This window comes from Vermiculatibacterium agrestimuris, assembly GCF_943193085.1.
In the GTDB taxonomy this organism is placed as follows: domain Bacteria; phylum Bacillota; class Clostridia; order Oscillospirales; family Oscillospiraceae; genus Vermiculatibacterium; species Vermiculatibacterium agrestimuris.
Window position 1 is genome coordinate 17,456 of sequence record NZ_CALPCU010000018.1, and the last position, 25,670, is coordinate 43,125.

Genomic DNA, 25,670 nt, shown 5'->3' on the forward strand with positions numbered 1-25,670 from the left:
GGGTGATTTGCCGATAGCCCCTTACGCTCCAAACAGCATGGGTACGGCGTAATCCAGCACCTCCCGCCGGGTCTTCTCCGCGTCGATGGTGAGGAACGTCCCATTTTCATATATGACCTTGCCCCGGCACATATTCAGCGTTACATTGGCACCGTGGGCGGCGTAGGCAATGTTGTTGGCGGCGTCGTGGCAGGGCAGCAGGTTCAGGGCCTGGCCGTCCAGCAAAATGAGATCGGCCCAAAGGCCGGGGAGGATGGCGCCGGTGTCCCGGCCCAGGGCTCTGGCCCCGCCCAGGGTGGCCATCTCCACCGCGTCCCAGGCGGTGAGAGCCAGGGGGTCGCAGCGCACGCCGTTTTGCAAGATGGCGGCCAGCTTCATGTCCTCGAACATATCGGTGGTGTTGTTGGAGGAGACGCCATCGGTGCCCAGGGCGATGTTGACCCCCGCCTTGCGCATGTCGGGGATGGGGGCCACGCCGGAGCCCAGCTTCAGGTTGGAGACGGGATTGTGGACGGCGGTGACGCCCTTTTGGGCCATGATGGCCCAATCCTGAGGCTCCGTCCAGACGCAGTGGGCGGCGGTACAGCGCACGTCCAGCACGCCGTACTTCTCCATGACCCGGATGGGGGTCAGACCGCCGTGGCGGGCCTTACACTCCTCGTGCTCGTGCCGGGTCTCGGAGATGTGGACGTTGACCCCCAGGCCGTGGGCCTTGGCAAAGTCGGCCACCCACTCCCAGAGCCCGGGCTGGGAGGTGTACTCGGCGTGGATGGAGCCGTCCACCAGGATACGGCCGCTGTCAAAGCCGTGCCAGGCGCTGTAGAGCTCCTGGGTCTTGGCGCAGTCGGAGCAGACGTCGGGGGAGAAGGTCTCCCCAAAGAACACCGCCCCCAGCCCCAGGTTGGCGGAGACCCCCGCATCGGCCACGGCCTGGGCCACGGTGAGGGTGTGCATGTACATGTCGCACAGGCAGGTGGTGCCCGAGGCGATCATCTCCATGAGACCCAGGTCGGTGCAGGCGCGAATGGCCCGGTCGTCCCACTTGGCCTCCACGGGAAAAATGAAGTTGTTGAGCCAGTCGTGGAGCTCATGGCCGTCGCCATAGCCCCGCATGGCGGTCATGGGCACATGGGTGTGGGCGTTGACCAGACCGGGCATGAGGATGCCCCCCTTGCCGTCAATGACCCGCGCAAAGGTTCCGGCGGGCTTTTTGGCGCCCACCGAGGCGATCTTGCCGTCCTCCACCGCCACAAAGGCGTTGGGGAGAACGGTGCGGCCGGCGTCCATGAGCACGGCGGTGACATTCTGAAAGAGGATAGACATGGATGGCTCCTTTCAGGTTTACATAATTACATCTTCTCCAGGCACTTGAGCACCAGCTCCGAGAAGGGGCCCTTCCGGGCCTCGGCGGTCTCGTTGACCTCCTCGCCGCTGAGGGGCTGATCCAGGATGCCGGCGCACATGTTGGTGAGCATGGAGAAGCCCAGCACCTCCATACCGGCGTGGGCGGCGGCAATGGCCTCGGGGGCGGTGGACATGCCGCAGGCGTCGCCGCCCAATACCCGGGCGGCCCGAACCTCGGCAGGGGTCTCGAACTGAGGGCCGGGGAAGTAGCAGTAGACTCCCTCCCGGAGGGTGAGGCCCAGCTCCCGGGCGCTCTGGCGGGCCACATCCTGGAACCGGGGGGTGTAGATGTGGGACACATCGGGGAACCGGGGGCCGAACTCGGCCAGGTTTTCACCCCGCAGGGGGGACTCCATGAAGAACTTGATGTGGTCGGTGATGAGCATGATGTCGCCCACCGTCCAGTCCTTGTTGACACAGCCGGCGGCGTTGGTGAGCATCAGCTTGGTGCAGCCCACCAGCTTCAGCACCCGCACGGCGTAGGCCACCTCCTCGTAGGAGTAGCCCTCGTAGTGGTGCATCCGGCCCTGCATCACGGCCACCTTCTTACCCGAGAGGGTGCCGCACACCAGCCGCCCAGCGTGGCCGGGGGCGGTGGAGACCTTAAAATGGGGAATGTCGCCGTAGGGGATGATGATGGGGTTTTCTACGATATCGCCCAGGAAGCCCAGACCGGAGCCCAGCACCATGGCCACCTCGGGCTGGAAGGAGCCCAGCTTGCTCTGGATCAGCGCGGCGCTCTCCTGGTAGAAGGAAAAGGGAAAGCTCATAATAGACCGTCCTTTCTCACAGTTCGTTATTTTATGGTCGAGATAGGTTATTTTACACCGTTTTGGGAGAAATTGCAATCCATATTGAAGCCCGGCGGGCCTCCGCCCCCGGGGGCGGGTCGTCCTTTTTGGTGAAAAAGGACGATTTCTCCTGAAAATAAGTACGACCCCTTGCAATCACAGGAGGAGGGAGATATAATAAAAAATACCTTTCAGGTACAAAAAGGAGGAACTATTGTGAACAAGTTTACCCGTCTGCTTACCGCAGTGGGCCTGTCTGTGGCCCTGTTGGGCTGCGGCAGCGCGCTGGCCGCCGAGGACAGCGGCATTGCCGTCCAGCTGGACGGTCAGGCACTGACCTTCACCGACGCTGTGCCCCAGGTGCAAAACGAGCGCACCTTCCTGCCCTTCCGGGCCGTCTTCGAGGCCCTGGGCGCCCAGGTGGACTGGAACGCCGAGACCGGCGCCATCTCCGCCGTCCGGGACGGCAAGACCGTCACCATGCTCCCCGGCTCCACTGACGCGTCAGTGGAGGATGGCGGTGTGGTCACCGCCATCCAGATGGATGTTGCCCCCTACGCCGCCGCCGATGAAAACGGCGTGTGGCGCACTTACGTGCCCGTCCGCTTTGCCGCCCAGGCCTTTGACTGTGTGGTGGGCTGGGATCAGGAGAGGGCCACCGCCATCCTGGTGGACAGCGCCAAGCTGCTGGACGAGGCCATGGAGGGCAAGAACTTCACCTATCTGGAGAAGCTGGCGGCCTATAGCGAGAAGTACAATGAGGGCGTCTGGGACGTGGATATGACCGTGGACGGCAGTATGTCCCTGCTGGGGGCGGAGATGCCCCTCGCCGCCGCGGTCAAGGGCGTCATGGCCGACGGCGAGAAGCTGGAGATGGACATGAACATGAAGATGGATATGACCAACCTGGCCTCTCTGGTGAGCGCCATGGGCCAGACCGAGCTGAGCGAAGAGGATCTGGCCATGCTTGCCGTCATGAAGGAGAAGGGCGTCGACCTGTCCATGCGGGGCGATCTGGGCCTGGGCGCCCTTTATATGAATGTGGACAGCGAGCTGCTGGCCGACGCCGGCATGAGCGCCGACGACTGGTATAAGCTGGACATGGCGGTCATGATGGAGCAGTCCGGTGTGGATTGGGTGGAGCTGATGGAGACCTCCAAGTCTGTGGACTACGTCGCGCTGGTGAAGTCCTCTCTCAGCTCTGTGACCGTCACCGACTCTACCGCCGCCTATGAGCAGGTGAAGACCACGGTGGAGACCGTTCTGGCCGCGCTGAGCGACGAGGGCTTTGTGAAGGAGGGCGACCAGTACACCGCCATTCTTGATCTGGAGGAGAATGGCGTCACCGTCACGGTGGTGTTCGTCATGACCATGAAGGATGACGCCGTCACCGCCTATGTTGTCGGCATGGGTATGACGGCGGAGGAGGATGGCGTGACCGTGACCATGGACATGAACATCGCCGTGGATGAGAACGACCAGATGCTGGCCGAGGTGAAGATGGACATGGCGGGGCTGATGGCCATGGAGCTGAACATGGCCGGCGGCTACGCTCCCGGAAAGACTGCTCCCGCCACCGAGCCTCCCGCCGGGGCCAATGTGATCGATTATCTGGAGCTGCTGGAGGCCCAGATGGGCACCGACCTGGGCGTCATCGGCGGCGCCGACGGCCCCACCCAGATAGTTGTACCTGAACCCGATCCCACAGTCAAGAAGAGCGGGACCTATGTAGGAAGTTTGGAGTCTGATAAGTACCACTATCCCGGCTGCCGTTATGCGAAGAAAATCAAGTTGGAGAATGAGATCTGGTTTGATACGGTTCAGGAAGCAAGGAGTTGGGGGTATTCCGCCTGCGGGGTGTGCTCCCCCCGCTGAGAAAATTTCCTATTGACAGCCTGGAAATGAAATGGTAAGATAACAGAAAATCAACTTGGAAGGAGGCGCGCCTATCATGACTTACGGTTATGGCATGATGATGCGGGGGATGGACATGGCGATGATGCCGATGCCCACGTTTTTGCGCGCCTCCGCACAGATGTTCTGAGAGATCACGGCCGTTGGGCCGGTTTCAGAAAGCGGGAAGCGCGTAGGCGCTTCCCGCTTTTATTTTGCGAAGAAGGCCGAGGTACCCAACGGCCTGCCTGTATATAAGCCCACTTTGAGAAAGAGGGAATGAACGTGATCCAATTAGACCACATCAGCAAGACCTTCGGCAGTGAGACCGATGGAGTTCACGCGGTACGGGACGTGACCTTACATATTGCCCCGGGCGAGATCTTCGGCATTATCGGCTACTCCGGGGCGGGCAAGTCCACCCTGGTCCGGTGCATCAATCTGCTGGAGCGTCCCACCGCCGGGACGGTGACGGTGGATGGACAGGAGCTGACGCGAATTCCCCAGCGGGAGCTGCGTCAGGCCAGGAAGAAGATCAGCATGATCTTCCAGCAGTTCAACCTGATGCCCTCCCGCACCGTAGCGCAGAATGTGGCCTTTCCCCTGAAAGGCAGCGGCCTTTCCAAGGAGGATATTGCCGTCAAGGTCAGAGAGCTTCTGGAGCTGGTGGGACTGCCGGACAAGGCGGCGGCCTATCCCTCCCAGCTCTCCGGCGGGCAGAAGCAGCGGGTGGCCATCGCCCGGGCCCTGGCCAGCAATCCCAAGGTGCTCCTGTGTGACGAGGCCACCTCCGCCCTGGATCCCCAGACCACCCAGTCCATCCTCCGCCTCATTCGGGACATCAACCAGAAGACGGGCATCACCGTGGTGGTCATCACCCACGAGATGGCGGTGGTCAAGGAGATCTGCCAGCGGGTGGCGGTCATGGACGGGGGCTATGTGGTGGAAGAGGGGAGCGTCTTCGACGTGTTTTCCAATCCCCGGCAGCCGGTGACCCGGTCTTTCATCGCTACCACCTCCAACCTGGGCAAGATCGAGGAGCTCATTGCCGCGGATGACCCCATGGTGGCGCTGAAGCCCAGCCAGGTCATTGCCCGGCTCAACTACGGACAGGGCAACGTGGCCGAGGCCACCATCTCCGAGATCTCCCGCCGGTTCGATGTGGATGTGAGCATCCTGTTCAGTAACGTGGAGATCATCGCCGGCCAGTCTCTGGGCGGTCTGGTGGCTACCATCAGCGGAGAGCGGGTCAGTGAGGCCATCGCCTACTTGAGTGAAAAGGATGTCGTTGTGGAGGTGTTGAAGCGTGGCTGAGCTGCTGAATCAACTTCTGCCCAATCTGATGGAAAAGCCGGAGATGCTCTGGCAGTCCCTTGTGGAGACCCTCCAGATGGTGAGCATCGCGGGCAGCATCGCCTTTGTCATCGGCCTGGCGCTGGGGGTGACCCTTATCGCCACCCGTCCGGGCGGGGTGATGGAAAACCGCTGGCTGTACTTTATCGTTGGAAAGATCATAGATCTCTTTCGTTCCATCCCCTTCATCCTGCTGATGATCATGCTTCGGGACTTTACCCGCAGCGTGATGGGGACTTACATCGGCGTCAAGGGCGCCATCGTTCCCCTGCTGTTCGGCACGGTGCCCTTCTTCGCCCGGCAGGTGGAGACCGCCATGGCCGAGGTGCCCGCCGGCCTTGTGGAGGCGGCACAGTCCATGGGCTGCTCCCCCTGGGAGATCCTCTGGCGGGTCAGCCTGCGGGAATCTATTCCGGGCATCGTCCGGGGCACCACCATCACCCTGGTCTCCCTCATCGGCTTTACCGCCATGGCGGGGGCGGTGGGTGCCGGCGGTCTGGGCAACTTCGCCATTTCCTACGGCGGAAACCGGCTTCAAATGGACATCGCCTATGTGGTGGTGCTGGTCGTTTTGATCATGGTCAGTCTCATCCAGGCCATCGGCAGCTCCATCGCCCGAAAGGCCACTCATTAAGCAAATCATCCCAATTCTGAATTTGATTTTTAGGAGGAAATAAAAAATGAAAAAGAAGAATGTGATCGCTCTGTCCCTTGCCGGCCTGCTGGCCCTGTCTCTGTGCGCCTGCGGCGGCGGCTCCGCCGATGTGACCGTGGTCAAGGTCGGCGTGGTGGGCTCCAACAACAACCAGTGGGACAAGGTCAATGAGCTGCTGGAGAAGGAGAATATCAAGTGCGAGCTGGTGGAATTCTCCGCCTACGCCCTGCCCAACGAGGCGCTGAACAGCGGGGAGGTGGATCTCAATGCCTTCCAGCACAAGGCCTATCTCAACGGCGAGGTGGAGAAAAACGGCTATGAGGTCACCACCCTGTGCAATACCTACATCGCCCCGCTGAGCATCTACTCCGATAAGATCACCGACCTGAACGAGCTGAAGGATGGGGACAAGGTGGCGGTGCCCAGCGATCCCACCAACGAGGGCCGCTGCTTTAAGATCCTGGAGTCCGCCGGCGTCCTTGAGGTGGATCCCGCTGCCGGCTACACCCCTGAGCGCAAGGACATCACCTCCAACCCCCTGAACCTGGAGTTTGTGGAGATGGAGGCCGCCTACACCGCCAGTTCCATTCCCGATGTGGCCATCGCCTTCGTCAACGGCCAGCACGCCGAGGATAACGGCCTGAATGTGGCCGACGCGGTGTACACCGAGACGGTGGAGGCCGGCAGCGATAACCCCTACATCAACATCATTGCCTGCCGCACCGCCGACCTGGAGAACGAGACCTACCAGAAGGTGGCCGCCGCTTACCAGACTGCTGAGGTGGCCCAGGCGATCGACGACCTCTTTGGCGGCCGGTTCATCCCCGCCTTCGAGTACTGAGATACCACTCCAAAGAGGCGGGCCGTGTGCCCGCCTCTTTTCCCATCTGACAAAAAGGAGGTCTTTCCCATGGAGATTTGGAAGGAAGCTCAGGCGCTGGAGGGCTATGTCTCCGGCCTGCGCCGGGAGTTCCACCAGCATCCGGAGGTGAGCCGCAAGGAGTTTTGGACGGCGGAGCGCATTGAGGCCGAGCTGGACAGTATCGGCATCACCGACCACAAGCGGGTGGACGGCTCCGGAGTCTGCGTCGTCCTCCGGGGAACGGGGAAGGGGGAGCGGGTCATCGCCCTCCGGGCGGATATCGACGCCCTGCCCATTCAGGAGGGAAACGACGGCCTGCCCTACTGTTCCCGGCAGCCGGGAGTCATGCACGCCTGCGGCCACGACGGCCATGCCGCCGGACTTTTGGGCGCGGCCAGGCTGCTGTTCGCCCACCGGGCCGACTTTGGGGGTGAGGTGCGCCTGTTTTTCCAGCACGCCGAGGAGGTGGGTTACGGAGCCAAGCAGTTTGTGAAGGCGGGACTGCTGGAGGGCTCCGGCCGGGTCTTCGGGGTGCACATGGCCCCCGACATCCCCTGCGGCAAGGTGGGGGTGACGCCGGGGCCCAACAACGCCAGCGTGGATCATTTCACTGTGCGCCTCCAGGGCAAGGCCGCCCACGTCTCCACTCCCCACCTGGGGGTGGACGCCCTGTACATCGCCAGCCAGATCGTGGTCGCCCTCCAGGCTCTGGTGAGCCGCCGGACGTCTCCTGTGGATCCCCTCGTCATCGGCGTGGGAAAGCTGACAGCGGGTACCTCCTATAATATCGTGGCGGAATCCGCCGTTTTGGAGGGCACCATTCGGGCCTTCTCCGCCGCGACCCGGGCGCAGATCACCGGGGAGCTGGACAGACTGTGCAAGGTCACCGCCCAGCTCTATGGCGGCACGGCGGAGGTGGAGTGGGAGGACTTTGCCGCCCCTCTGGTGAACCCCCCTGAGATCTGCAGGGAAGCGGCGGGTGTGGTGACCGGCCTTTTCGGAGCGGCAGCCCTGGTCACCGACCGGGAGCTGTCCTGTGTGGGAGACGACTTTGCCGACTACCAGGCCCAGGTGCCTGGCGTCTACGCCTTTGTGGGCAGCTCCGATCCGGCCAGGCCGGACACCTGCCGGGCACTCCACAATGACCGCTTTGACCTGGATGAGCGGGCCCTGACTATTGCCGCCGCCCTCCATACCCAGTACACCATGGACTATCTCACCGGCCAATTTGGTTGACATAATTTTAAGTAAAGCAAAGAAAAAGGCCACCCGAAAGGGTGGCCTTTTTTGCGTCTTTTGATGGGAGGCGCCAGATATCAGCGCTTGGAGAACTGGGGCGCGCGGCGGGCGGCCTTGAGGCCGTACTTCTTGCGCTCCTTCATACGAGGATCGCGGGTCAGGAACCCGGCGGCCTTCAGGGCGGGGCGGTACTCGGGGTTGACTTCCAGCAGAGCCCGGGCGATGCCGTGGCGGATGGCGCCGGCCTGGCCGGTGACGCCGCCGCCGGTGACGGTGGCGGAGATGTCCACCTTGCCCAGCAGGTCGGTGGTGACCAGGGGCTGACGGACGATGAGCTTCAGAGTGTCCAGACCGAAGTAGTCGTCGATGTCCCGGCCGTTGATGGTGATGGCGCCGGTGCCGTTGGGGAACAGGTGCACCCGGGCCACGGAGGACTTCCGGCGGCCGGTGCCGTAGAGATAAGGCTTCTTGCTCTTATACATGGTCAGTTACCTCCTTAGTCCATCGTCCAGGGCTCGGGCTTCTGGGCGGCGTACTTGTGCTCAGCGCCGCGGCAGATGTGCAGCCGGCTCAGGGAGTCCTTGGTGATGGTGTTGCGGGGCATCATGCCCCGCACAGCCAGCTTCATGGCCAGCTCGGGGTTCTTCAGCATCAGGGTCTTGTAGTCGACCTCTTTCAGGCCGCCCACCCAGCCGGAGTGATGCCGGTAATACTTCTGCTCCAGCTTCTTGCCGGTGAGCACGGCCTGCTCGGCGTTGAGGATGATGACGAAGTCGCCGCAGTCGGCGTGGGGAGTGTACTCGGGCTTGCGCTTGCCCCGCAGCAGGTCGGCGGCGATGACAGCGGTCTTGCCTAGGGGCTTGTTCGCCGCGTCAAGGATGTACCACTTGCGGACGATGTTGCCCTTGTTTGCCATAAATGTGGACATGGTCTAACCTCCATTTGATGCTCAAAATATGAGCGTTTTCACAAGGAAAGTGCTCCGAATCTGGACGTTCGGAGCGTTTTGTATTATAATACGGCTGACGGGGCCTGTCAACGAATTTTTGGGATTTTTTTATTTGAAAAGCTAAAATCTCATTTTTGCGCTGTTTTTCTCTTGAAACCTCTTGATTGCTCCGTTTCAATTTTCAAATTTTCGGAGGCAGACAATGGAAAAGATCCTCTCTTTGATGCGCCGGTGCGTGGAGGACTATGATATGATCCAGGCCGGAGACCGGGTGGCGGTGGGGGTCTCCGGGGGAAAGGACTCCCTGGTGACCCTGACCGCCCTTCAAAAGCTGTCCCAGTTCTACCCCAAGCCCTTTACCGTGGAGGCGGTGACGTTGGACATGGGGCCGGTGGACGGGGGCGCGGGAATGGATTTCGGCCCGGTGGCGGACTACTGCGCCTCCATTGGCGTGCCCTTCACGCTCATTCCCAGCGAGATCGCCCATATCATCTTCGACCTGCGCAAGGAGAAAAACCCCTGCTCCATGTGCGCCAAGATGCGCCGGGGGGCCCTCCACAACGCCCTGGCGGAGCGGGGGATCAAAAAGATCGCCCTGGGCCACCACTTCGACGACGCGGTGGAGACCTTTTTCCTGTCCTTGTTTTACGAAGGGCGCATCTCCTGCTTCCAGCCGGTGACCGAGCTGACCCGGATGGGCATCACCCAGATCCGGCCGCTGCTCTACTGCGGAGAGGGGATGGTGCGGGGGGCGGCCAAGCGGCTGGGACTGCCGGTGGTCTTCAACCCCTGTCCCGCCGACGGCGCCACCAAGCGCCAGGAGGTGAAGGAGCTTATCCGGGATCTGGAGCGCAGCTATCCGGGATTGAAGGAGCGGGTCTTCGGCTCTATGCAGCGGCTTCCCCTGCCGGAGTGGGAGCCGGTGGAGCATCGCCGGCGGCCCTATGCCGAGCAGGGGGAGAAAGGGGAATAAAAGAGGCGGACGGGGCGGAATTTCGCCTCGTCCGCCTTGGGAAAGGGAAGGATTTGCAGAAAACACCTATGGAAATTGCTCTATTCAGACAGACAGAGCTTCCCGGAGGGAAGCTCTGTCTGTTCCGTTATTTCCTGTGGCCCTGCTCCTCCAAAAGCCGCTGCTTGATGTTCCAGAGCTTTTGGGAGAGATCCACATAGTAGTTGTGGGGATTTTCAAACCGCTTGACCTCATCCCACTGCAGGTCGATCTGCGCTTTGCAGTAGGCCCGGATGTCCTGGATGGAGGGCTTGTCATAGACCAGATTGCCCCCCAGGAAGATGGGCTTCAAAAGCTCCACCGCGGTGAAGTTGGTGAAGGTCTTTTTCTTCCAGGTGACGTCCGGGTCAAACAGCTCCAGGGGCTTGCTCTCGTCCACCGTCTCGTCGTGGAGGGTGATGAGGTCGGCAAAGGCTTTGCCGTCGGTCTTATCGAACAGGCGATAGACCTTTTTGAAGTGGGGGGTGGTGATCTTGGCGGCATTTTCCGAGATCTTGATCTTGGGGATGATGTTCCCCTCCTTGTCCTCCACGGCGGCCAGCTTATATACGCCGCCGAACACCGGCTCGGAACGGGAGGTGATGAGCCGCTCGCCCACGCCGAAGGCGTCCAGCTTGGCCCCCTGGAGAAGGAGATCCCGAATGATATATTCGTCCAGCGCGTTGGAGGCAAAGATCTTGCACTCGGTCAGTCCCGCCTCGTCCAGCATCTTCCGGGCCTTGCGGCTGAGATAGGCCAGGTCGCCGGAGTCCAGGCGGATGCCGCAGGAGGTGATGCCCTGGGGGAGCAGGATCTCCTGGAAGGCTTTGATGGCATTGGGCACGCCGGACTGGAGCACATTGTAGGTATCCACCAGCAGGGTGGCGTTGTGGGGGTAGAGCTTGCAGTAGGTGCGGAAGGCGGTGAGCTCGTCGGGGAACATCTGCACCCAGGAGTGAGCCATGGTGCCCCCGGCGGGGGAGCCGTAGAGCTCATCGGCCAGAGTGCAGGCGGTACCGGAGCAGCCGGCAATGTAGGAGGCCCTTGCCCCCAGCAGGGCGGCGTCGGGGCCCTGGGCCCGGCGGGAGCCGAACTCGCTGACCGGCCGCCCCTGGGCGGCGCGGACGATGCGGTTGGTCTTGGTGGCGATGAGGGACTGGTGGTTCAGGGTCAGGAGGATAAAGGTCTCCACAAACTGGGCCTGGATCGCATTGGCCCGGACGGTGAGGATGGGCTCGTGGGGGAAGATGGGAGTGCCCTCGGGCACCGCCCACAGGTCGCCGGTGAACCGGAAGTTGCGGAGATAGGTCAAGAACTCCTCGCTGAAGCAGCCCTTGCTGCGCAGGTAGGCGATGTCTTCGTCGTCAAAGTGCAGGTTCTCGATGTAGTCGATGACCTGCTCCAGGCCGGCGGCGATGGCGAAGCCGCCAGCATCGGGGACATTGCGGAAAAAGACGTCGAAGTAGCAGATCTGGTCGCCAAGACCGGTCTGGAAGTAGCCGTTGCCCATGGTCAGCTCGTAGAAGTCGCACAGCATGGTGTAGTTGAGATGGTTTTTCATTGGGAAACCGCCCCCCTTGGGTAAGAAAGTTATGGGTATTATACCTCCTTTTTTCGGAAAAGGTCAAGAGCGGCCCGGCGTTTCCGCCGGGCCGCCCGTTTTTACATGTACTGGTATTTCCTGCGGCGACTCCAGAGGAACCCTGCCGCCACCACCAGGGCCAGGGCCTCCGCCGTCGGAGTGGCCCACCAGATGCCCTCCACTCCCAGCAGCCGGGGCAGAAGCAGGATAGACCCGACCTGGAACAGCAGTGTCCGGGAGAAGGAGATGGCGGCGGAGGCCAGCCCGTCCCCCAGAGAGGTAAAGAAGCCGGAGCAGAATACGCTGATGCCCCCGGTGAGGAAGGACAGGCAGAAGATGCGCATTCCCGCCACGGTGATCTCCAGCAGCTGGGGATCATAGCCCACAAAGATGGCGCTCAGGGGGCGGGCCAGGAGCTGGGCCATGGCCACCATACTCAGAGAGCACAGCGCTATCACCGTCATACATTTGCGAAACAGGCTTTTCAGCTCTCTGGTGTTCCCCGCCCCGTAATGGTAGCTGAAAATGGAGGCGGTGCCCATGGAAAAGCCGATAAATACGGCGGCAAAGACGAACTGGAGATACATCATTACCGTGTAGGCCGCCACGCCCGCAGCGCCGGCGGTAGCCATCAGGATACGGTTATAGAGGGCGGTGACCAGCGACCCGGACACGTTGCTCATCAGCTCGGAGGAGCCGTTGGCACAGCTTTTGACCAGCATCCGGGGCCACAGCCGGGTCTTGACCAGCCGCAGGGGGCTTTTGTTGGGCAGGAGGAAATAGATGAGGGGGATGATCCCGCCCACCAGATAACCTGCCACCGTGGCGGCGGCAGCCCCCGCCACGCCCCAGCCCAGCACGGCGATGAAGAGGTAGTCCAGGGCCATGTTGGTCACGCCGGAGCCCACTGACAGCCACAGTCCCATTTTGGGCCGCTCGGCACAGACCAAAAAGGAGTGGAAGGAGGTCTGGAGCATAAAGGCCGGGGCGCCGGCGATCATAATGACGCCGTAGACCACACAGTCGTCCAGCAGGGCCTCGTCCGCGCCGAAGAGGAGGGCGAGGGGCTCCATAAAGATGACGCACAGTATGGACAGGGCCGCGCCCAGGGCGATGATGGTGAGGATCAGCGTGGTAAAATACTGCCTGGCCTTTTCCCCCTCCCCCATGCCCATGGCCCGGGCCACCTCGGCGCTGCCGCCGGTGCCCAGCATGAAGCCGAAGGCCCCCACGATCATGGTGAGGGGATAGACGATATTCACCGCCGCCAGGGCGTTCTGTCCCACCACGTTGGACACGAACAGGCCGTCCACTGTGGAGTAGATGGAGGTGACGATCATCATGATGATGGAGGGCAGGGTGAAGCGGAAGAGGCGGGGATAGGTAAAGTGGTCGGAAAGCTGGATTTTCATAAAAACTCCTTTTCTAAGTATCGACGCGGAAAAAGGCGGGCGCCCCAAAGGACGCCCGCTGAAAGATCGTATCCCAGAATAGGCGTGGGAATGGAACCGAAGCCTTATCCGATGGGGGTGGGCCCCATGGCGTTTTTCAGCTCCTGGCTGACGGCGGCGTTAAAAAGACGCACCGCGTATTCATGAAGGTCACTCAGGTGTCCGGCAATGCTGCCGGCGGCGATCTCCTTTTCCAGTACGGAGAAATCCCCGTCCAGGATAAACTTGGGCTCGGGATCCTTTTTGCCGTCCCCCAGCATGCCGGGGCCGGCGTGGAGCTTCATGCGGCACTGGTTTTCCAAGCTCATCTCCACGTCCAGCGCGCACTTTCCGGTCAGCTTCTCGTCCACGTCGGGCTCGGCCAGGACGCCGATGAAGGGGGCCTCGATCAGGTCGTCCCACAGCTCGTCCTGGAGACCCAGGCGGCCCCGGGAGAAGGCGTTGACATACCGAAGGCCGATGCGCTCGAAGAAAGAGGGCTGGTAGATCTGGATGAACAGGGCCAGGATCTTGTCCAGCCGCTGGGCAAAGTCCTCCCACCGGGTGTAGCGCAGGGTGGACAGGGCCACAAAGTTCTGGGTCAGGTTGATCTTCCACAGTCCGTCGGTGGAGATAAAATTGTAGTTGGTGATGGGGGCGGGCTGCTCCACCTTGCCGTCCACCACCCTGACGCTCTGCTGATCCTGCCGGGCTGCGTACCGGGGGAAGTCGGAGCGAACCGCCTCCTGGAACTGGGCGGGCTCAGTGGAGCCGATGGACAGAATGGTGGGGAAGCGCAGCTGGCAGATGACCTCGATAAGAGGGGAATTGACGTAAGAATAGCGGGTATTGTCGGCAAATAACATGGGGAGAACTCCTTTCCAAAGGATCGTTGTCTCTATCATACCCGTATTTTCCCAAAATGTCAAAGAAAAGAGGGAGAAAATGCGGGCCGGACGATCCCGCTCTTGCAGGGGAGGGGTGAAACGTGTATAATTGGCTGTAAAAAGGACGGGGAGGCCGGATCATGGTCGAAAAATTGGAGGAGAATATCTATCGGATCGGAGTGCCCCTTCCGGGCAATCCACTCAGGGAGCTCAACAGTTATTTTATCCGGGGTGAGGACTCCGACCTGCTCATCGACACCGGCTTTCGCCGGGCGGCCTGCCGGGAGGCCCTGGAGGCGGGGCTGGAGGAGCTGGGCAGCGACCCCTGCCGCCGGGACGTGCTGGTGACCCACCTTCACTCAGACCATTCGGGCATGGCCGACCTCTTTGTGGGGGAGGGGCGGCGCATCTATATGAGTCAGCCCGACTTGGACTATCTGGCGGAGCGGATCAGAGTCCGCTTCTCCGACCCCAAGAACGACCGCTTTGAGCGGGAGGGCTTTCCCCGCGGTATTCTGGAGGAGATCGACCGTGTCAACCCCGCCAAGCAGGAGGCGCTGTCCGCCATCACCGACGCGTTTATGCCCCTGCGGGACGGGGAAAAGCTGCGGGTGGGGAAGTACGAGCTGGAGCTTATCATAGTGCCCGGCCACACCCCCGGCAACAGTATGCTCTGGATCGAAAAGGAGGGGATCATGTTCTCCGGAGATCATGTCCTCTTTGACATCACGCCCAACATCACCGAATGGCCCGGGGTGGAGGACGCCCTGGGAGACTATCTGGACAGCCTGGAGCGGGTGAGGGATTACCCGGTGAGGCGCACTCTGCCGGGCCACCGGGCGGAGGGAGAGTACCGGGCGCGCATCGACTACCTGCTTGCCCACCATCAAAAACGGCTGACGGAGGCGCTGGAGGTGGTGCGCACAAATCCCGGACTTACCGCCTACGAGATCGCCGGAAAAATGACCTGGAAGATCCGGGCGGACAGCTGGGAGGAGTTCCCTATCATCCAAAAGTGGTTCGCGGTGGGGGAGTGCCTGTCCCACCTGGACTACCTGCGCAAGCGGGGCAAGGTGGGCCGGGAACAGCGGGAGGGCCTTTGGCGCTACGAGGCGATGTAAAGCGAGGGGGCCGGACATTCGTCCGGCCCCCTGTTTTTGACCTATTCGCCCCAGAGGACGATCTGTCCCGCCGCCAGGGTCTGGGGCACATGGATGAGCCGCTGGTTGGCCGAGCCCCGGAACAGGAGAGTGATGTCGTGAAGCTCCTCCACAAACTCCCCGTCCACCAGCACGTCCAGCAGGGAGAGCAGCTCGTCGGTGACCTCACACCGGCAGCGGGAGGGGGTCTGGCCCGTCAGCTCCTCCCAGGTGTAGCCGGAGTAGCACCAGATATCCTTGCCCGGCAGTTCCCGGCGCAGGCGGCGCAGGAAGGGGAGCAGCCCCCGCTGGTTCTCCGGCTCCATGGGTTCGCCCCCCAGAAGGGTCAACCCCTGCACAAAGTAGGGGGCGGTCTCCTCCAGGAGCTTGTCCTCCACCGCTGGGGTGAAAGGCGCTCCGTAATCGAAGGCCCAGGTCTCGGGCTGAAAGCAGTTTTTACAGTGGTGGGTGCAGCCGGAGACGAAGAGAGTCACCCGCACCCCCGGGCCGTCGGCGATGTCACGGGGTTTGATGTTGCAGTAGTTCATGATGATAACTCCTCTGCCAGTTTCCGATTTGCTTCCTCGATCTCCGGGGCGGTGATGATCATATGGGCGTCTCTGCAGACCGTCTGACCGGTGGCATTTGTATCCAGCGCCGCCCACTTTCCGTCGTAGTCAAACAGCACCCAGCCCGCCGCAGTGATGGCCTCCTCCCCGGTGACGTAGTCATATTCTGACACCCCGATCAGGGAGAAGAATTCGGAAAAGGTCATGCACTCCGGCATGGCGGGAAACAGCACCCCCGCCGTTGTCAGCACTCCGGAGCACCGCAGTTCCTCGCTGCAGGCCTCCATGGCCGGGAGATAATCCACCCCCTGGGTGCCCAAGAACACATAGGCGACCGCTCCGTCCGCCTCGCCAAAGCAGATTGCGGCGGCGTCGGGATAGCCGTCCGGGCGGACAAAAACCACGCCATTAGAGTGCTCTTCCCGCAATGTGGCCAGGGGCTTGCCGATCTCGGTGAGAACCTGCGGAACGGGGGCCGGTTCGGCGGCGGGCGGTTGTTCCGCTGTGCCCGCCATAGAAGCGAGAAGCAGGACAAAAACGGTCAATATTTGTTTCATGGGAACCTCCTTCACACGCCAGTTCATTTTGCAAAAAACAGAGGCGGGCGTTTTGCCCGCCCCTGTTGGGCTTGTCCCGCATTACAGATGGAGAACTCTCTCCTTAATTTCCTGGGTTCTTCCCTGGTTCCAGAACTGGGTGCCGATGTAGCCGCAGGTTCTCCGGGCCACGTTCATCTTATCCTGATCCCGGTTGTGGCAGTGGGGGCACTCCCAAACCAGCTTGCCGTCGTCCTCCACGATGGAGATCTCGCCGTCGAAGCCGCACACCTGGCAGTAATCCGACTTGGTGTTCAGCTCGGCGTACATGATGTTTTCATAGATGAACTGCATCACGCTGAGCACCGCGGGCAGGTTATCCTGCATATTGGGCACTTCCACATAGCTGATGGCGCCGCCGGGGGAGAGGGCCTGGAACTTGGACTCAAAAGCCAGCTTGGAGAAGGCGTCGATCTCCTCGGTGACGTGGATGTGGTAGGAGTTGGTGATGTAAGCCTTGTCGGTGACCCCCTCGATAATGCCGAAGCGCTTTTGCAGGCACTTGGCAAAGCGGTAGGTGGTGGACTCCAGGGGGGTGCCGTAGAGGGAGAAGTCGATATTGCTCTCCGCCTTCCACTTCTTGCAGGCGTCGTTCATGTGCTGCATGACCTTCAGGGCGAAGGGGGTGCCCACCTCCGGCTCGGTGTGGGAAACGCCGGTCATATACTTGACGCACTCATAGAGCCCCGCATAGCCCAGGGAGATGGTGGAGTAGCCGTTGAAAAGAAGCTTGTCGATGGGTTCGCCCTTCTTCAGCCGGGCCAGGGCGCCGTCCTGCCAGAGGATGGGGGCGGCGTCGGAGAGGGTGCCCTTGAGCCGCTCGTGGCGGCACAGAAGGGCCCGGTGGCACAGCTCCAGGCGCTCGTTAAAGATGCGCCAGAACTCGTCCATGTCCTTCTGGGAGGAGAGGGCCACATCCACCAGGTTGATGGTGCACACGCCCTGGTTGAACCGGCCGTAATATTTGTGCTTGCCCTCCTCGTAGTTCTTGGCGTTGGCGATGTTGCCCACGCCGGCCTCGGTGAACCGGTCGGGGGTGAGGAAGCTCCGGCAGCCCATGCACACGTACACGTCGCCCTTGTCCCGGAGCATGATCTTCTCAGAGATGTAGTCGGGCACCATCCGCTTGGCGGTGCACTTGGCGGCCAGCTCGGTGAGGTACCAGTACTCGCTGCCGGCCCGGACATTGTCCTCCTCCAGCACGTAGATGAGCTTGGGGAAGGCGGGGGTGACGAAGATGCCCACCTCGTTCTTCACGCCCTTGTAGCGCTGGAGCAGAGTCTCCTCGATAATCATGGCCAGATCCTTCTTCTCCCGCTCGTTGCGGGCCTCGCCCAGGTACATGAACACGGTGATGAAGGGGGCCTGTCCGTTGGTGGTCATGAGGGTGACCACCTGGTACTGGATGGTCTGCACCCCCCGGCGGATCTCCTCCCGCAGGCGGTTCTCTACGATCTCGGAGAGCTGCTCCTCGTTGACCTCGTGGTTCAGGATCTTGCACTCGTCGATCACGTCCCGGCGGATCTTCTGCCGGGAGATGTCCACGAAGGGGGCCAGGTGGGTGAGGCTGATGGACTGGCCGCCGTACTGGTTGGAGGCCACCTGGGCGATGATCTGGGTGGCGATGTTGCAGGCGGTGGAGAAGGAGTGGGGCTTCTCGATCATGGTGCCGGAGATGACGGTGCCGTTTTGCAGCATGTCGTCCAGGTTCACCAGGTCGCAGTTGTGCATGTGCTGGGCAAAGTAGTCCATGTCGTGGAAGTGGATGATGCCGGACTCGTGGGCCTCCACGATATCGGGCGGCAGCAGCACCCGCTTGGTCAGATCCTTGGACACCTCGCCGGCCATGTAGTCCCGCTGGACGGCGTTGACCTTGGGATCCTTGTTGGCGTTCTCCTGCTTGACCTCCTCGTTATTGGACTCGATGAGGGTCAGGATCTGCTCGTCGGTGGTGTTGGCGGCCCGGGCCAGGGAGCGGGTATACCGGTAGCGGATGTACCGCTTGGCGGTCTCGTAGGCCCCCTCCTTCATGATCTCGGTCTCCACCAGCTCCTGGATCTCCTCCACGGCCAGAGCCCGCCCGATCTGGACGGCCACGGCCTCGATACGGTCGGAGATGGCGCGGATCTGACTGGGCGTCAGTTCCCGGGCGCCGGTGGTGGCGGCGTTGGCCTTGGCGATAGCGCTGAAGATCTTCTCGGAATCGAAGGTCACTTCCTGACCGCTGCGCTTGATGATTTTCATTGGTGCTGTCGTCCCCTCTCTCTATATTGTAGCAAAGGGCCCCATATTGCCCTTTTGTTGCTCGGCGTTATTCAGTATACACTATATTGTAACGGGATGCAAGAGAAAAAACACAAGATATGGTGTTTATTTTTTGACAGGCCGCATAGATATGGGATTTTAGCCTTTTGGCCGGAAAATGGAAACGAAATCCGCTTTTTGGAGGAAATTTTTCCTTTTTTGTGCTATACTATCAAAATGACAGCCGGAAAAAGAACGGCGGGATATCTGAGGGAGGGGTGCGCGGTGGAGAAGAAAGAGCGGATGCCGGAGCTGGACTATGTCCGGGCGCTGGCCATGCTGGGGGTGGTCGCCATCCATGTGACCGGCGCATTTGTCTACCAGGACTCGGCCCACACCCTGGGCGGGATGAATCTGGCCTTTTTCCTCAACCAGATCGTACGCTTTGCCGTGCCCGCCTTTATGGTGCTCTCCGGACTGGCGCTGGGCTTTGGGGAAGTCCGGAGCTGCGGGCGGTTCTGGAAGACCCGGTTTGTAAAGCTGCTGCCCCCCTATCTGGTGTGGAGCCTGCTCTACTGGGGCTTTTACCACCGCTTCCAAAGCTGGGAGGGGGTGGGCGGCGCCCTTCTGTGGGGCACCAGCTCCGCCCACCTGTATTTTATCATCATCACCCTTCAGTTCTATCTCTTTTATCCTCTGCTCCGCCGCCTGACAGACCGCTGGCCCCTCCAGACCCTTCTGGCGGCGGTGGCGGTGTCCCTGGTCTGCCAGCAGTACATCTTTTATGCCGGCACCGGCTTTTTGCCCGGGGGACTGCCCCTTTGGGAGCTGCTGCCCACCTGGGTGGGGTATTTTGTTCTGGGCATGGCGCTGCACCGGTGGAACCTGTCCAAGCTGTGCCGCTGGTGCGGCAGGAGCCTTCCCTTCCTGGCGGTTTTGTCGGCGCTGTCGGCGGCGGTCTACGCCTATGAAAGCCGCCTGACCGGCTCTCTGGACTCTTTGAAGTGGCAGCTTTTCTTCTATACGCCCCTGATCGTCCTGCTGTGCCTGGGCCTGGGGAACCGATGGAAGGGGAGGGAGCGGCTCGACCGGGCGGTGTCCTTTCTGGCCAAGCGTTCCCAGACTATTTTCTTCTGCCATGTACTTCTGCTGGAGTGCCTGCGGAAGGTGGGGGTCTTTAACGGCGGCAGGAAGGCCATGCTGCTGACCTTCCTGGCGCTTCTGCCGCTGTCGATCCTGTGCGCCTGGGCCATCGACGGCCTGCTCGGGGCGGGGAGACGCGCCCTGAAAAGAGGCTGAATCCGGCCCTGGCCGCCTGCGCCTTTGCGGGAGAGCTGGCGCTATGGAACAATTGAAATGCGCGGCTGCAGGGCCGCTGAAAGAAAGGTAGGTCATTGACATGTATGACACGTTGATCGCAGGGGGCCGCTATCCCAACTTTGAGACCGGGAAGCTGGAGCGCGCCGAGATCGCCCTGAAGGACGGGAAGATCGCCGCCGTCCTCCCCGCCGGGGCTCGGCCGGAGGCCGGGAAGATCGTGGACGCCGCCGGGAAGGTGGTCTCCCCCGGCTTCATCGACCTGCATATGCACGAGGAGGAGTTCAAGGACGGCTCCCACAGCTACGACATCGCCCAATATATGGCCAGGCAGGGGGTCACCACCTGCGTGGCGGGCAACTGCGGCCAGCAGAACCACTCCACCGCCCAGTTCAAGGCGATCCTGGCGCGCAACGGCGGCGCGCCGGTGAACTACATCCTTCTGGCGGGCTACAACACCATCCGGGAGAGGGAGGGCCTGGACTGGTATGACGCGGTCACGCCGGACAAGCAGGCCGTTATTTTAGAGAAGCTGAACAGAGAGCTCTCCGACGGGGCCTGGGGGGTGTCCTTTGGGCTGGAGTACAGCCCCGGCATCTCCACCCAGGAGATGACCCGGGCGGTGGAGGCGGTGAAGGAGTACGACCCCTTCGTCTCCATCCACTTCCGGGCCGACTGTGAGGCCTGCATGGACTCTCTGCGGGAGATGGCGCAGCTCTCCCGGGACACGGGGTGCCGGGTGCAGGTGTCCCACCTGAGCAGCCTGGCGGGCACCGCCCACAATATGCCCCGGGCCCTGGAATATTTGGAGAAAGAGATCAGGGAAAATCCCCTGCTGGGCTATGACACCTATCCCTACTGCGCCTTTTCCACCGGCATCGGCACCGCCGTCTTCGATATGGACTGGCGGGAGAAGTGGGGGGTGGATTACGACATCATTCTCCTGCTCCACGCCCCCTACGCCGGCCAGCGGTGCACCAGGGAGCTATACGAGAAGGTGCGCCGGGAGACCCCGGAGGCCCGGGTGGTGGCCTTCGCCATGGACGAGGAGAGCATCCGCGCCGCCGTCGCCCACCCCGTGGGCCTGCTGGGCAGCGACGGCGTGATCACCGACGGCGCCGGACATCCCAGAGCCGCCGGTACCTTCCCCCGCATTTTGGGCAAGTATGTGAGAGAGGAGAAGGCCCTCACCCTGATGGAGGCTCTGGACAAGATGACCCGCCGGGCCGCCGGGCGGGTGGGCCTTCCCGCCAAGGGCCAGATCCGAGCGGGCATGGACGCGGATCTGGTCATCTTCGACCCCGATACCATCGCCGACGGGGCGGAATTCACTGACATCACCCTGCCAAACCGGGGGATCGACGCCGTGTTCATTGCCGGCGAGACGGTGGTGGAGCAGGGCATCCTCACCGGGGCCCTGCCCGGCCGGTTCCTGAGCCGAAAGGAGTAAGCGATGGAAGAGAAAAAGAGCTATCCCAGGCTTCTCTGCGACCTGGGTCTGCTGGAGCGGAACGCAAATGAGGTGACCCGCCGCTGCCACGATCAGGGCATCCGGGTGGCCGGTGTGGTAAAGGGGATCAACAGCCAAAGGCCCATGGTGGAGCGGTTTGCCCGTGGCGGCTGCGACCAGCTGGCCTCCTCCCGGCTGAGCCAGCTGGCGGCCTTTGCCGACCTGGGCCTTCCCACCATGCTCATCCGGGTGCCCATGCGCTCTGAGGTGGAGGGGGTCGTCCGCCTGGCGGATTACAGCCTCCAAAGCGACCGGGCCGTGCTGGACGCGGTGGAGGCGGCCTGTGAGCGCCAGGGGAAGACCCATAAGGTCATCCTTATGGCCGACCTGGGGGATCTCCGGGAAGGCTGGTGGGACAAAGAGGAGCTGGTGCAGGCGGCCCTCCATGTGGAAAAAGAGCTTCCCCATGTGATCCTGGCGGGCATCGGCACCAACCTGGGCTGCTACGGGGCCATCAAGCCCACGGTGGAGAAAATGGAGGAGCTGGCCGAGCTGGCGGAGAAGGTGGAGACGGCAGTGGGCCGGGAGCTGGAGATCGTCTCCGGCGGAGCTACCACCTCCTACCTCCTGGTGCATCGGCATGAGATGCCGAAAAAAATAAATCACCTGCGCGTCGGAGAGGGCATCCTGCTGTGCTATGACTTCAAGTATGAGTGGGGCGTCACCGATATCGAGTATCTCTCTTCCCATGTCTTCACCCTCCAGACGGAGGTGGTGGAGTGCCGAAGTAAGCCCAGCTATCCGGTGGGAGAGATCTTTGTGGACGCCTTCGGCGGCCGGCCCACCTATGAGGATCGGGGCGTTCGCCGCCGGGCCCTCATCGGGATCGGAAAGCTGGACATGGGTTCCTCTGCCCAGCTCATCCCCCGGGAGGAGGGGATCACCTATCTGGGCGGCGCCAGCGACTTGACCATCCTGGACGTGGAGGAGTGCCCGCGGCAATTGCAGGCAGGGGATATTTTGGAGTTCGACATCTCCTACAGCGAGATGGCCTTTCTCACCGCTGCCGCCGATGTGACGGTGGAGTATATCGGATAAAGAAGACACACAGAAAAAGCACCCCCTGAGCTGATCCGGTCAGCTCAGGGGGTGCTTTTTGTTAAGTATGTGGTTTACTGGACGGTGATAACCGCGGCTTCCTTCATGGCCTTCTCGGTCAGCTCGTTGCCGATGCCGGGAAGCTCGGGCACGTCATAGCTGCCGTTGACGGGCTGATGGTCGTATTTACACAGCGCCCGGATCTCCGGCTTCAGGCCTCCCTCGTGGACTTCGTGGATGACGAAGTTGGGAATGGCGGCCTCCAGCTGGAGGGCGGCAGCGGTAGAGATCGGCCCGCCGCAGGCATGGATCTGGACGCCGGCGTCGTAGATGTTGGCCAGGTCGCAGATCTTCTTGCCCTCAGTCAGGCCGCCGGTAACGCACAGGTCGGGCTGCACCACCTGGACGGCGCCGGCCTCCAGGAAGGGCAGGAAGGCCCACCGGGTGGCCATGCGCTCACCGGTGGCAATGGGCATATTCAGCTTGTCCCGAACCTGCCGCATGCACTGGACGTTGGTGGGATCGGTGGCCTCCTCCAGATAGAAGATGCCCAGCTCCTCCAACCGCTGACCCAGCTGGATGGAGGTGTTCATGTCGGAGAAGGCGTGAAGCTCGATGATGATATCCAGGTTGGGATCCACGTCCCGCATGGCCTTTACCCGGTCATAGGCCACCCGCAGCACCTCGGGGGAGAGGGAGCCCCGGGTACGCCAGGTGGGATCGGGACGGGGCTCGCGGGCGTAGACGCCGTTGGGCTTGACACACATGGGATCCACCTTGATACAGCTATAACCCTCAGCCAGGGCATTTTCCGTGGCCTTGGCGTAATCCTTGGGGTCGGAGATGTTGCGGTGCTCCTTGCCCCAGTCAAACTGGAGCTGGCTGGCATAGGCCCGGATCTTGGGATTGGTCTTGCCGCCCAGCAGCTTGTAGCAGGGGACGCCCAGGGCCTTGCCCTTGATGTCCCAGGTGGCGATGTCCAGCGCGCTGACCGCGCCCTGGAACACCACGCCGCCGCAGTCACGGCCCTGGCCCCAGAAGGTGTTGCGCTTGTACATCTCCCAGAGGGCTTCGTTGTCCATGGGATCCCAGCCGATCATCAGCTTGGCCAGATCCCGGACTTGGCCGATGCCGCCATACTTGCTCTTGCCATAGGCAAAGCCCACCTCGCCGAAGCCGGAGATGCCCTCGTCGGTGTTCACGCGGACAAAAATGGGATCGAGAAGGGGATTGCCCGTAGTACATTCAAAAATATCGACACTTGTTACTTTCATTGGGAAAACGACTCCTTTGCTAACGTTACTTAAACAGATGCAGGAAGCCCATAGAGATAGCGGGGACATAGGCCACCAAAACCATGGCAAGGAACAGCATGATGATGAAGGGGACTGCTTTCTTTACAATATCCAACATGCCCAAGCCCGTCATAGAGGTGGCAACGAAAAGGTTGGCCGCCACAGGCGGGGTGACAAAGGCGATGGCCAGGGACAGATCCATGACCAGACCGAACTGGATGGGATCCATGCCCAGAGACTCGACGATGGGCAGAAGGATGGGGGCGAAAATGACAATGGCAGGCGTGGTCTGAACGAACATACCCACAATAAACAGCAGGATGAAAATGGGGATCATGACCACGATCAGGCTGTTGGACATGCCCAGGAAGAACTCCTGGATGGCGGCGGTCACGCCCATCATGGAGAACACGGCGCCCAGGCTGGCGGCGGGGGCGAAGACGAACATCATGCCGCCGATAAAGGGCACATTGTCCTTGTACATCTTCCAAAGCTCGGTAAAGGACAGCTCCCGGTACACGAACTTACCGATGACAATGCCGTAGACAGTGGCTACCACGCCGGCCTCGGTGGCGGTAAAGACGCCGGAGTAGATGCCGCCCAGGATGATGACGGGCATCAGCATGGCCCACTTGGCATTCCACAGCTCCTTAAGGGCATTGCCCACGGAGAACTTTACGTCGGTGCCGGTGTAGCCGTGCTTTTTGGAGTAGAAGTAGTTGACGATCATCAGCAGAGCGCCTACCAGGATGGCGGGGCCCCAGCCGGCCATGAACAGGTCGCTGATGGAGACGTTATTGGTGATGCCGTAAACCACCAGGGGATAGCTGGGAGGCACAATGACGCCCAGGCCGCCGGCCACCGCGCACAGGGCGGTGGCATAGTACTTATCGTAGCCGGCCCGGATCATCTGGGGGATCATGATACCGCCGATGGCCGCCACGGTGGCGGGGGAGGAGCCGGAGATGGCGCCGAAGAACATACAGGCAAGGATGGACACCATGCCCAGACCGCCGGTGGTGTTACCCAGCAGAGAGTTGGCAAAGCTGACGATACGCTTGGAAATGCCGCCCTTTTCCATGATGGAACCGGAAATGATGAAGAAGGGCAGGGCCAGCAGGGTAAAGTTGCCCACGCCGGTGTACATGGCCTGGGTGATAAAGGTCATGCTGGTGACAGGGTCGACAAAGAGCAGCAGGATCATGGAGCCGGCCAGTGCGATGCCGATGGGTACGCCGATGAGCAGCATCAGGAACATGGAGCCAAACATGATGGCATAAGGCATGATCAGTTCCCTCCTTCCACTTTCTTAGCCTTCTGGGCCTGGAGCGCAGCGGCTTCACTTTCCAGAGCGGCCATATCAATGGTGGGCTTGGACACGCCCAGATCCTCTTCCTTTTCCTTTGCCAGACGGATGATCTCCTGAACCAGCCGGATACAGGTCAGGGCAAAGGTGAGGGGCAGCATGCCATAAGCCACAGCGTTGGGGAACTTGAGCAGAGGCGTAGCGGCGCCGCGAGAGGCGTAGTTCTGCACCATCTTCATCAGGGGGAAGATCAGGTAGATCAAAAAGGCGATGAAAATGATGTTGGAGATGATAAGCAACACCTTTTTTACCTTGAAGGGCATGGCCTCCACAAAGGCGTCAATGCGCAGATGCTTCCGGCGCAGAACGGCGGAACACACGCCCAGATAGACCATCCACACAAAGAAGATGGTAGCGATCTCCTCCGTCCAGGTAAAGGAACGATGGAGCAAATACCGGGTGACCACCTGAATAAACAGCAGGACGGTCATGGCGATAAAGATGATGGCGCCGAAATAGATCTCAAACTCATTCAGAAATTTTTTCAGGTTAAAGGAGCCTTTCTCCTTCACGGAAAATCCCTCGCTTTCTGTGCCGGGCGGCCGACCCAAGGTCGGCCG

At 61.4% G+C, this 25,670-nt stretch carries 23 protein-coding genes; 10 read left to right on the forward strand and 13 right to left on the reverse strand.

Going from position 1 to position 25,670, the window contains the following annotated elements; translation table 11 throughout:
- Positions 1 to 21 precede the first annotated feature (21 nt).
- Together NFR87_RS07430 and NFR87_RS07435 are read right to left on the reverse strand one after the other, a co-directional pair.
- Positions 22 to 1,323: an amidohydrolase family protein gene (locus tag NFR87_RS07430; RefSeq protein ID WP_251448533.1), complete on the reverse strand. Its 1,302-nt coding sequence runs from the start codon at positions 1,321 to 1,323 to the stop codon at positions 22 to 24.
- 26 nt (positions 1,324 to 1,349) lie between these two features.
- Complete coding sequence (locus tag NFR87_RS07435) at positions 1,350 to 2,174, reverse strand: purine-nucleoside phosphorylase (protein ID WP_251448536.1); 825 nt, start codon at positions 2,172 to 2,174, stop codon at positions 1,350 to 1,352.
- Between the two features lie 237 nt (positions 2,175 to 2,411).
- Between NFR87_RS07435 and NFR87_RS07440 the strand changes: the two genes are divergently transcribed.
- The 5 genes from NFR87_RS07440 (at position 2,412) to NFR87_RS07460 (ending at position 8,194) form a co-directional block, all read left to right on the forward strand.
- Positions 2,412 to 4,070 (forward strand): copper amine oxidase N-terminal domain-containing protein, encoded by a 1,659-nt coding sequence (locus tag NFR87_RS07440; RefSeq protein WP_251448538.1) that lies wholly within the window; start codon positions 2,412 to 2,414, stop codon positions 4,068 to 4,070.
- 303 nt (positions 4,071 to 4,373) lie between these two features.
- Entirely contained in the window at positions 4,374 to 5,402 is a 1,029-nt protein-coding gene (locus NFR87_RS07445; protein ID WP_251448540.1) for a methionine ABC transporter ATP-binding protein, read from the forward strand.
- Positions 5,395 to 6,075 carry a methionine ABC transporter permease gene (locus NFR87_RS07450; protein ID WP_251448542.1) on the forward strand — a complete coding sequence of 227 codons (681 nt, stop codon included), beginning with the start codon at positions 5,395 to 5,397 and terminating at the stop codon, positions 6,073 to 6,075. The genes NFR87_RS07445 and NFR87_RS07450 overlap by 8 nt, the downstream gene beginning before the upstream one ends.
- 46 nt (positions 6,076 to 6,121) lie before the next feature.
- On the forward strand, positions 6,122 to 6,937 hold the full coding sequence (locus NFR87_RS07455; RefSeq protein ID WP_251448545.1) for a MetQ/NlpA family ABC transporter substrate-binding protein: 816 nt from the start codon (positions 6,122 to 6,124) through the stop codon (positions 6,935 to 6,937).
- A 69-nt stretch (positions 6,938 to 7,006) separates the two neighbouring features.
- On the forward strand, positions 7,007 to 8,194 hold the full coding sequence (locus NFR87_RS07460; protein ID WP_251448549.1) for a M20 metallopeptidase family protein: 1,188 nt from the start codon (positions 7,007 to 7,009) through the stop codon (positions 8,192 to 8,194).
- A gap of 80 nt (positions 8,195 to 8,274) precedes the next feature.
- On the opposite strand, the gene rpsI is transcribed toward NFR87_RS07460, so the two are convergent.
- Complete coding sequence (rpsI, locus tag NFR87_RS07465) at positions 8,275 to 8,679, reverse strand: 30S ribosomal protein S9 (protein WP_251448553.1); 405 nt, start codon at positions 8,677 to 8,679, stop codon at positions 8,275 to 8,277.
- A gap of 14 nt (positions 8,680 to 8,693) precedes the next feature.
- A complete protein-coding gene (gene rplM, locus NFR87_RS07470; RefSeq protein WP_251448555.1) occupies positions 8,694 to 9,125 on the reverse strand; it encodes a 50S ribosomal protein L13 in 432 nt (143 codons plus the stop codon).
- 223 nt (positions 9,126 to 9,348) lie between these two features.
- On the opposite strand from rplM, the gene NFR87_RS07475 reads away from it, so the two are divergent.
- Positions 9,349 to 10,119, forward strand: a complete 771-nt coding sequence (locus NFR87_RS07475; protein ID WP_251448557.1) for a tRNA lysidine(34) synthetase — start codon at positions 9,349 to 9,351, stop codon at positions 10,117 to 10,119.
- 127 nt (positions 10,120 to 10,246) lie between these two features.
- Here the strand turns inward: NFR87_RS07475 and NFR87_RS07480 are convergent, their stop codons facing one another.
- The 3 genes from NFR87_RS07480 to NFR87_RS07490 form a co-directional block, all read right to left on the reverse strand.
- Positions 10,247 to 11,698: a nicotinate phosphoribosyltransferase gene (locus NFR87_RS07480; RefSeq protein WP_251448560.1), complete on the reverse strand. Its 1,452-nt coding sequence runs from the start codon at positions 11,696 to 11,698 to the stop codon at positions 10,247 to 10,249.
- A gap of 101 nt (positions 11,699 to 11,799) precedes the next feature.
- Positions 11,800 to 13,131, reverse strand: coding sequence for an MATE family efflux transporter (locus tag NFR87_RS07485; protein WP_251448562.1), 1,332 nt, complete (start codon positions 13,129 to 13,131; stop codon positions 11,800 to 11,802).
- A 104-nt stretch (positions 13,132 to 13,235) separates the two neighbouring features.
- Complete coding sequence (locus NFR87_RS07490; RefSeq protein WP_251448566.1) at positions 13,236 to 14,015, reverse strand: TIGR04255 family protein; 780 nt, start codon at positions 14,013 to 14,015, stop codon at positions 13,236 to 13,238.
- 161 nt (positions 14,016 to 14,176) lie between these two features.
- On the opposite strand from NFR87_RS07490, the gene NFR87_RS07495 reads away from it, so the two are divergent.
- Positions 14,177 to 15,157: an MBL fold metallo-hydrolase gene (locus NFR87_RS07495; protein ID WP_251448568.1), complete on the forward strand. Its 981-nt coding sequence runs from the start codon at positions 14,177 to 14,179 to the stop codon at positions 15,155 to 15,157.
- A 41-nt stretch (positions 15,158 to 15,198) separates the two neighbouring features.
- On the opposite strand, the gene nrdG is transcribed toward NFR87_RS07495, so the two are convergent.
- The 3 genes from nrdG to nrdD all read right to left on the reverse strand — a co-directional run bounded on the left by nrdG (position 15,199) and on the right by nrdD (position 18,584).
- A complete protein-coding gene (gene nrdG / locus NFR87_RS07500; RefSeq protein ID WP_251448571.1) occupies positions 15,199 to 15,723 on the reverse strand; it encodes an anaerobic ribonucleoside-triphosphate reductase activating protein in 525 nt (174 codons plus the stop codon).
- Entirely contained in the window at positions 15,720 to 16,301 is a 582-nt protein-coding gene (locus tag NFR87_RS07505) for a hypothetical protein (protein WP_251448574.1), read from the reverse strand. The genes nrdG and NFR87_RS07505 overlap by 4 nt, the downstream gene beginning before the upstream one ends.
- Positions 16,302 to 16,382: 81 nt before the next feature.
- Positions 16,383 to 18,584 carry an anaerobic ribonucleoside-triphosphate reductase gene (gene nrdD, locus NFR87_RS07510; protein ID WP_251448577.1) on the reverse strand — a complete coding sequence of 734 codons (2,202 nt, stop codon included), beginning with the start codon at positions 18,582 to 18,584 and terminating at the stop codon, positions 16,383 to 16,385.
- A 285-nt stretch (positions 18,585 to 18,869) separates the two neighbouring features.
- On the opposite strand from nrdD, the gene NFR87_RS07515 reads away from it, so the two are divergent.
- The 3 genes from NFR87_RS07515 to NFR87_RS07525 all read left to right on the forward strand — a co-directional run bounded on the left by NFR87_RS07515 (position 18,870) and on the right by NFR87_RS07525 (position 22,449).
- Positions 18,870 to 19,883: an acyltransferase gene (locus NFR87_RS07515; protein ID WP_251448580.1), complete on the forward strand. Its 1,014-nt coding sequence runs from the start codon at positions 18,870 to 18,872 to the stop codon at positions 19,881 to 19,883.
- Positions 19,884 to 19,983: 100 nt separating this feature from the next.
- Positions 19,984 to 21,351, forward strand: a complete 1,368-nt coding sequence (locus NFR87_RS07520; protein WP_251448583.1) for an amidohydrolase family protein — start codon at positions 19,984 to 19,986, stop codon at positions 21,349 to 21,351.
- A 3-nt stretch (positions 21,352 to 21,354) separates the two neighbouring features.
- On the forward strand, positions 21,355 to 22,449 hold the full coding sequence (locus NFR87_RS07525; protein WP_251448586.1) for an alanine racemase: 1,095 nt from the start codon (positions 21,355 to 21,357) through the stop codon (positions 22,447 to 22,449).
- 74 nt (positions 22,450 to 22,523) lie between these two features.
- Here the strand turns inward: NFR87_RS07525 and NFR87_RS07530 are convergent, their stop codons facing one another.
- The 3 genes from NFR87_RS07530 to NFR87_RS07540 form a co-directional block, all read right to left on the reverse strand.
- Positions 22,524 to 23,723, reverse strand: a complete 1,200-nt coding sequence (locus tag NFR87_RS07530) for a mandelate racemase/muconate lactonizing enzyme family protein (RefSeq protein WP_251448589.1) — start codon at positions 23,721 to 23,723, stop codon at positions 22,524 to 22,526.
- Positions 23,724 to 23,748: 25 nt separating this feature from the next.
- Positions 23,749 to 25,029 (reverse strand): TRAP transporter large permease, encoded by a 1,281-nt coding sequence (locus tag NFR87_RS07535; protein WP_251448591.1) that lies wholly within the window; start codon positions 25,027 to 25,029, stop codon positions 23,749 to 23,751.
- A 2-nt stretch (positions 25,030 to 25,031) separates the two neighbouring features.
- Positions 25,032 to 25,670: TRAP transporter small permease (locus NFR87_RS07540; RefSeq protein WP_251448594.1), on the reverse strand; the 639-nt coding region annotated here is incomplete at its 5' end.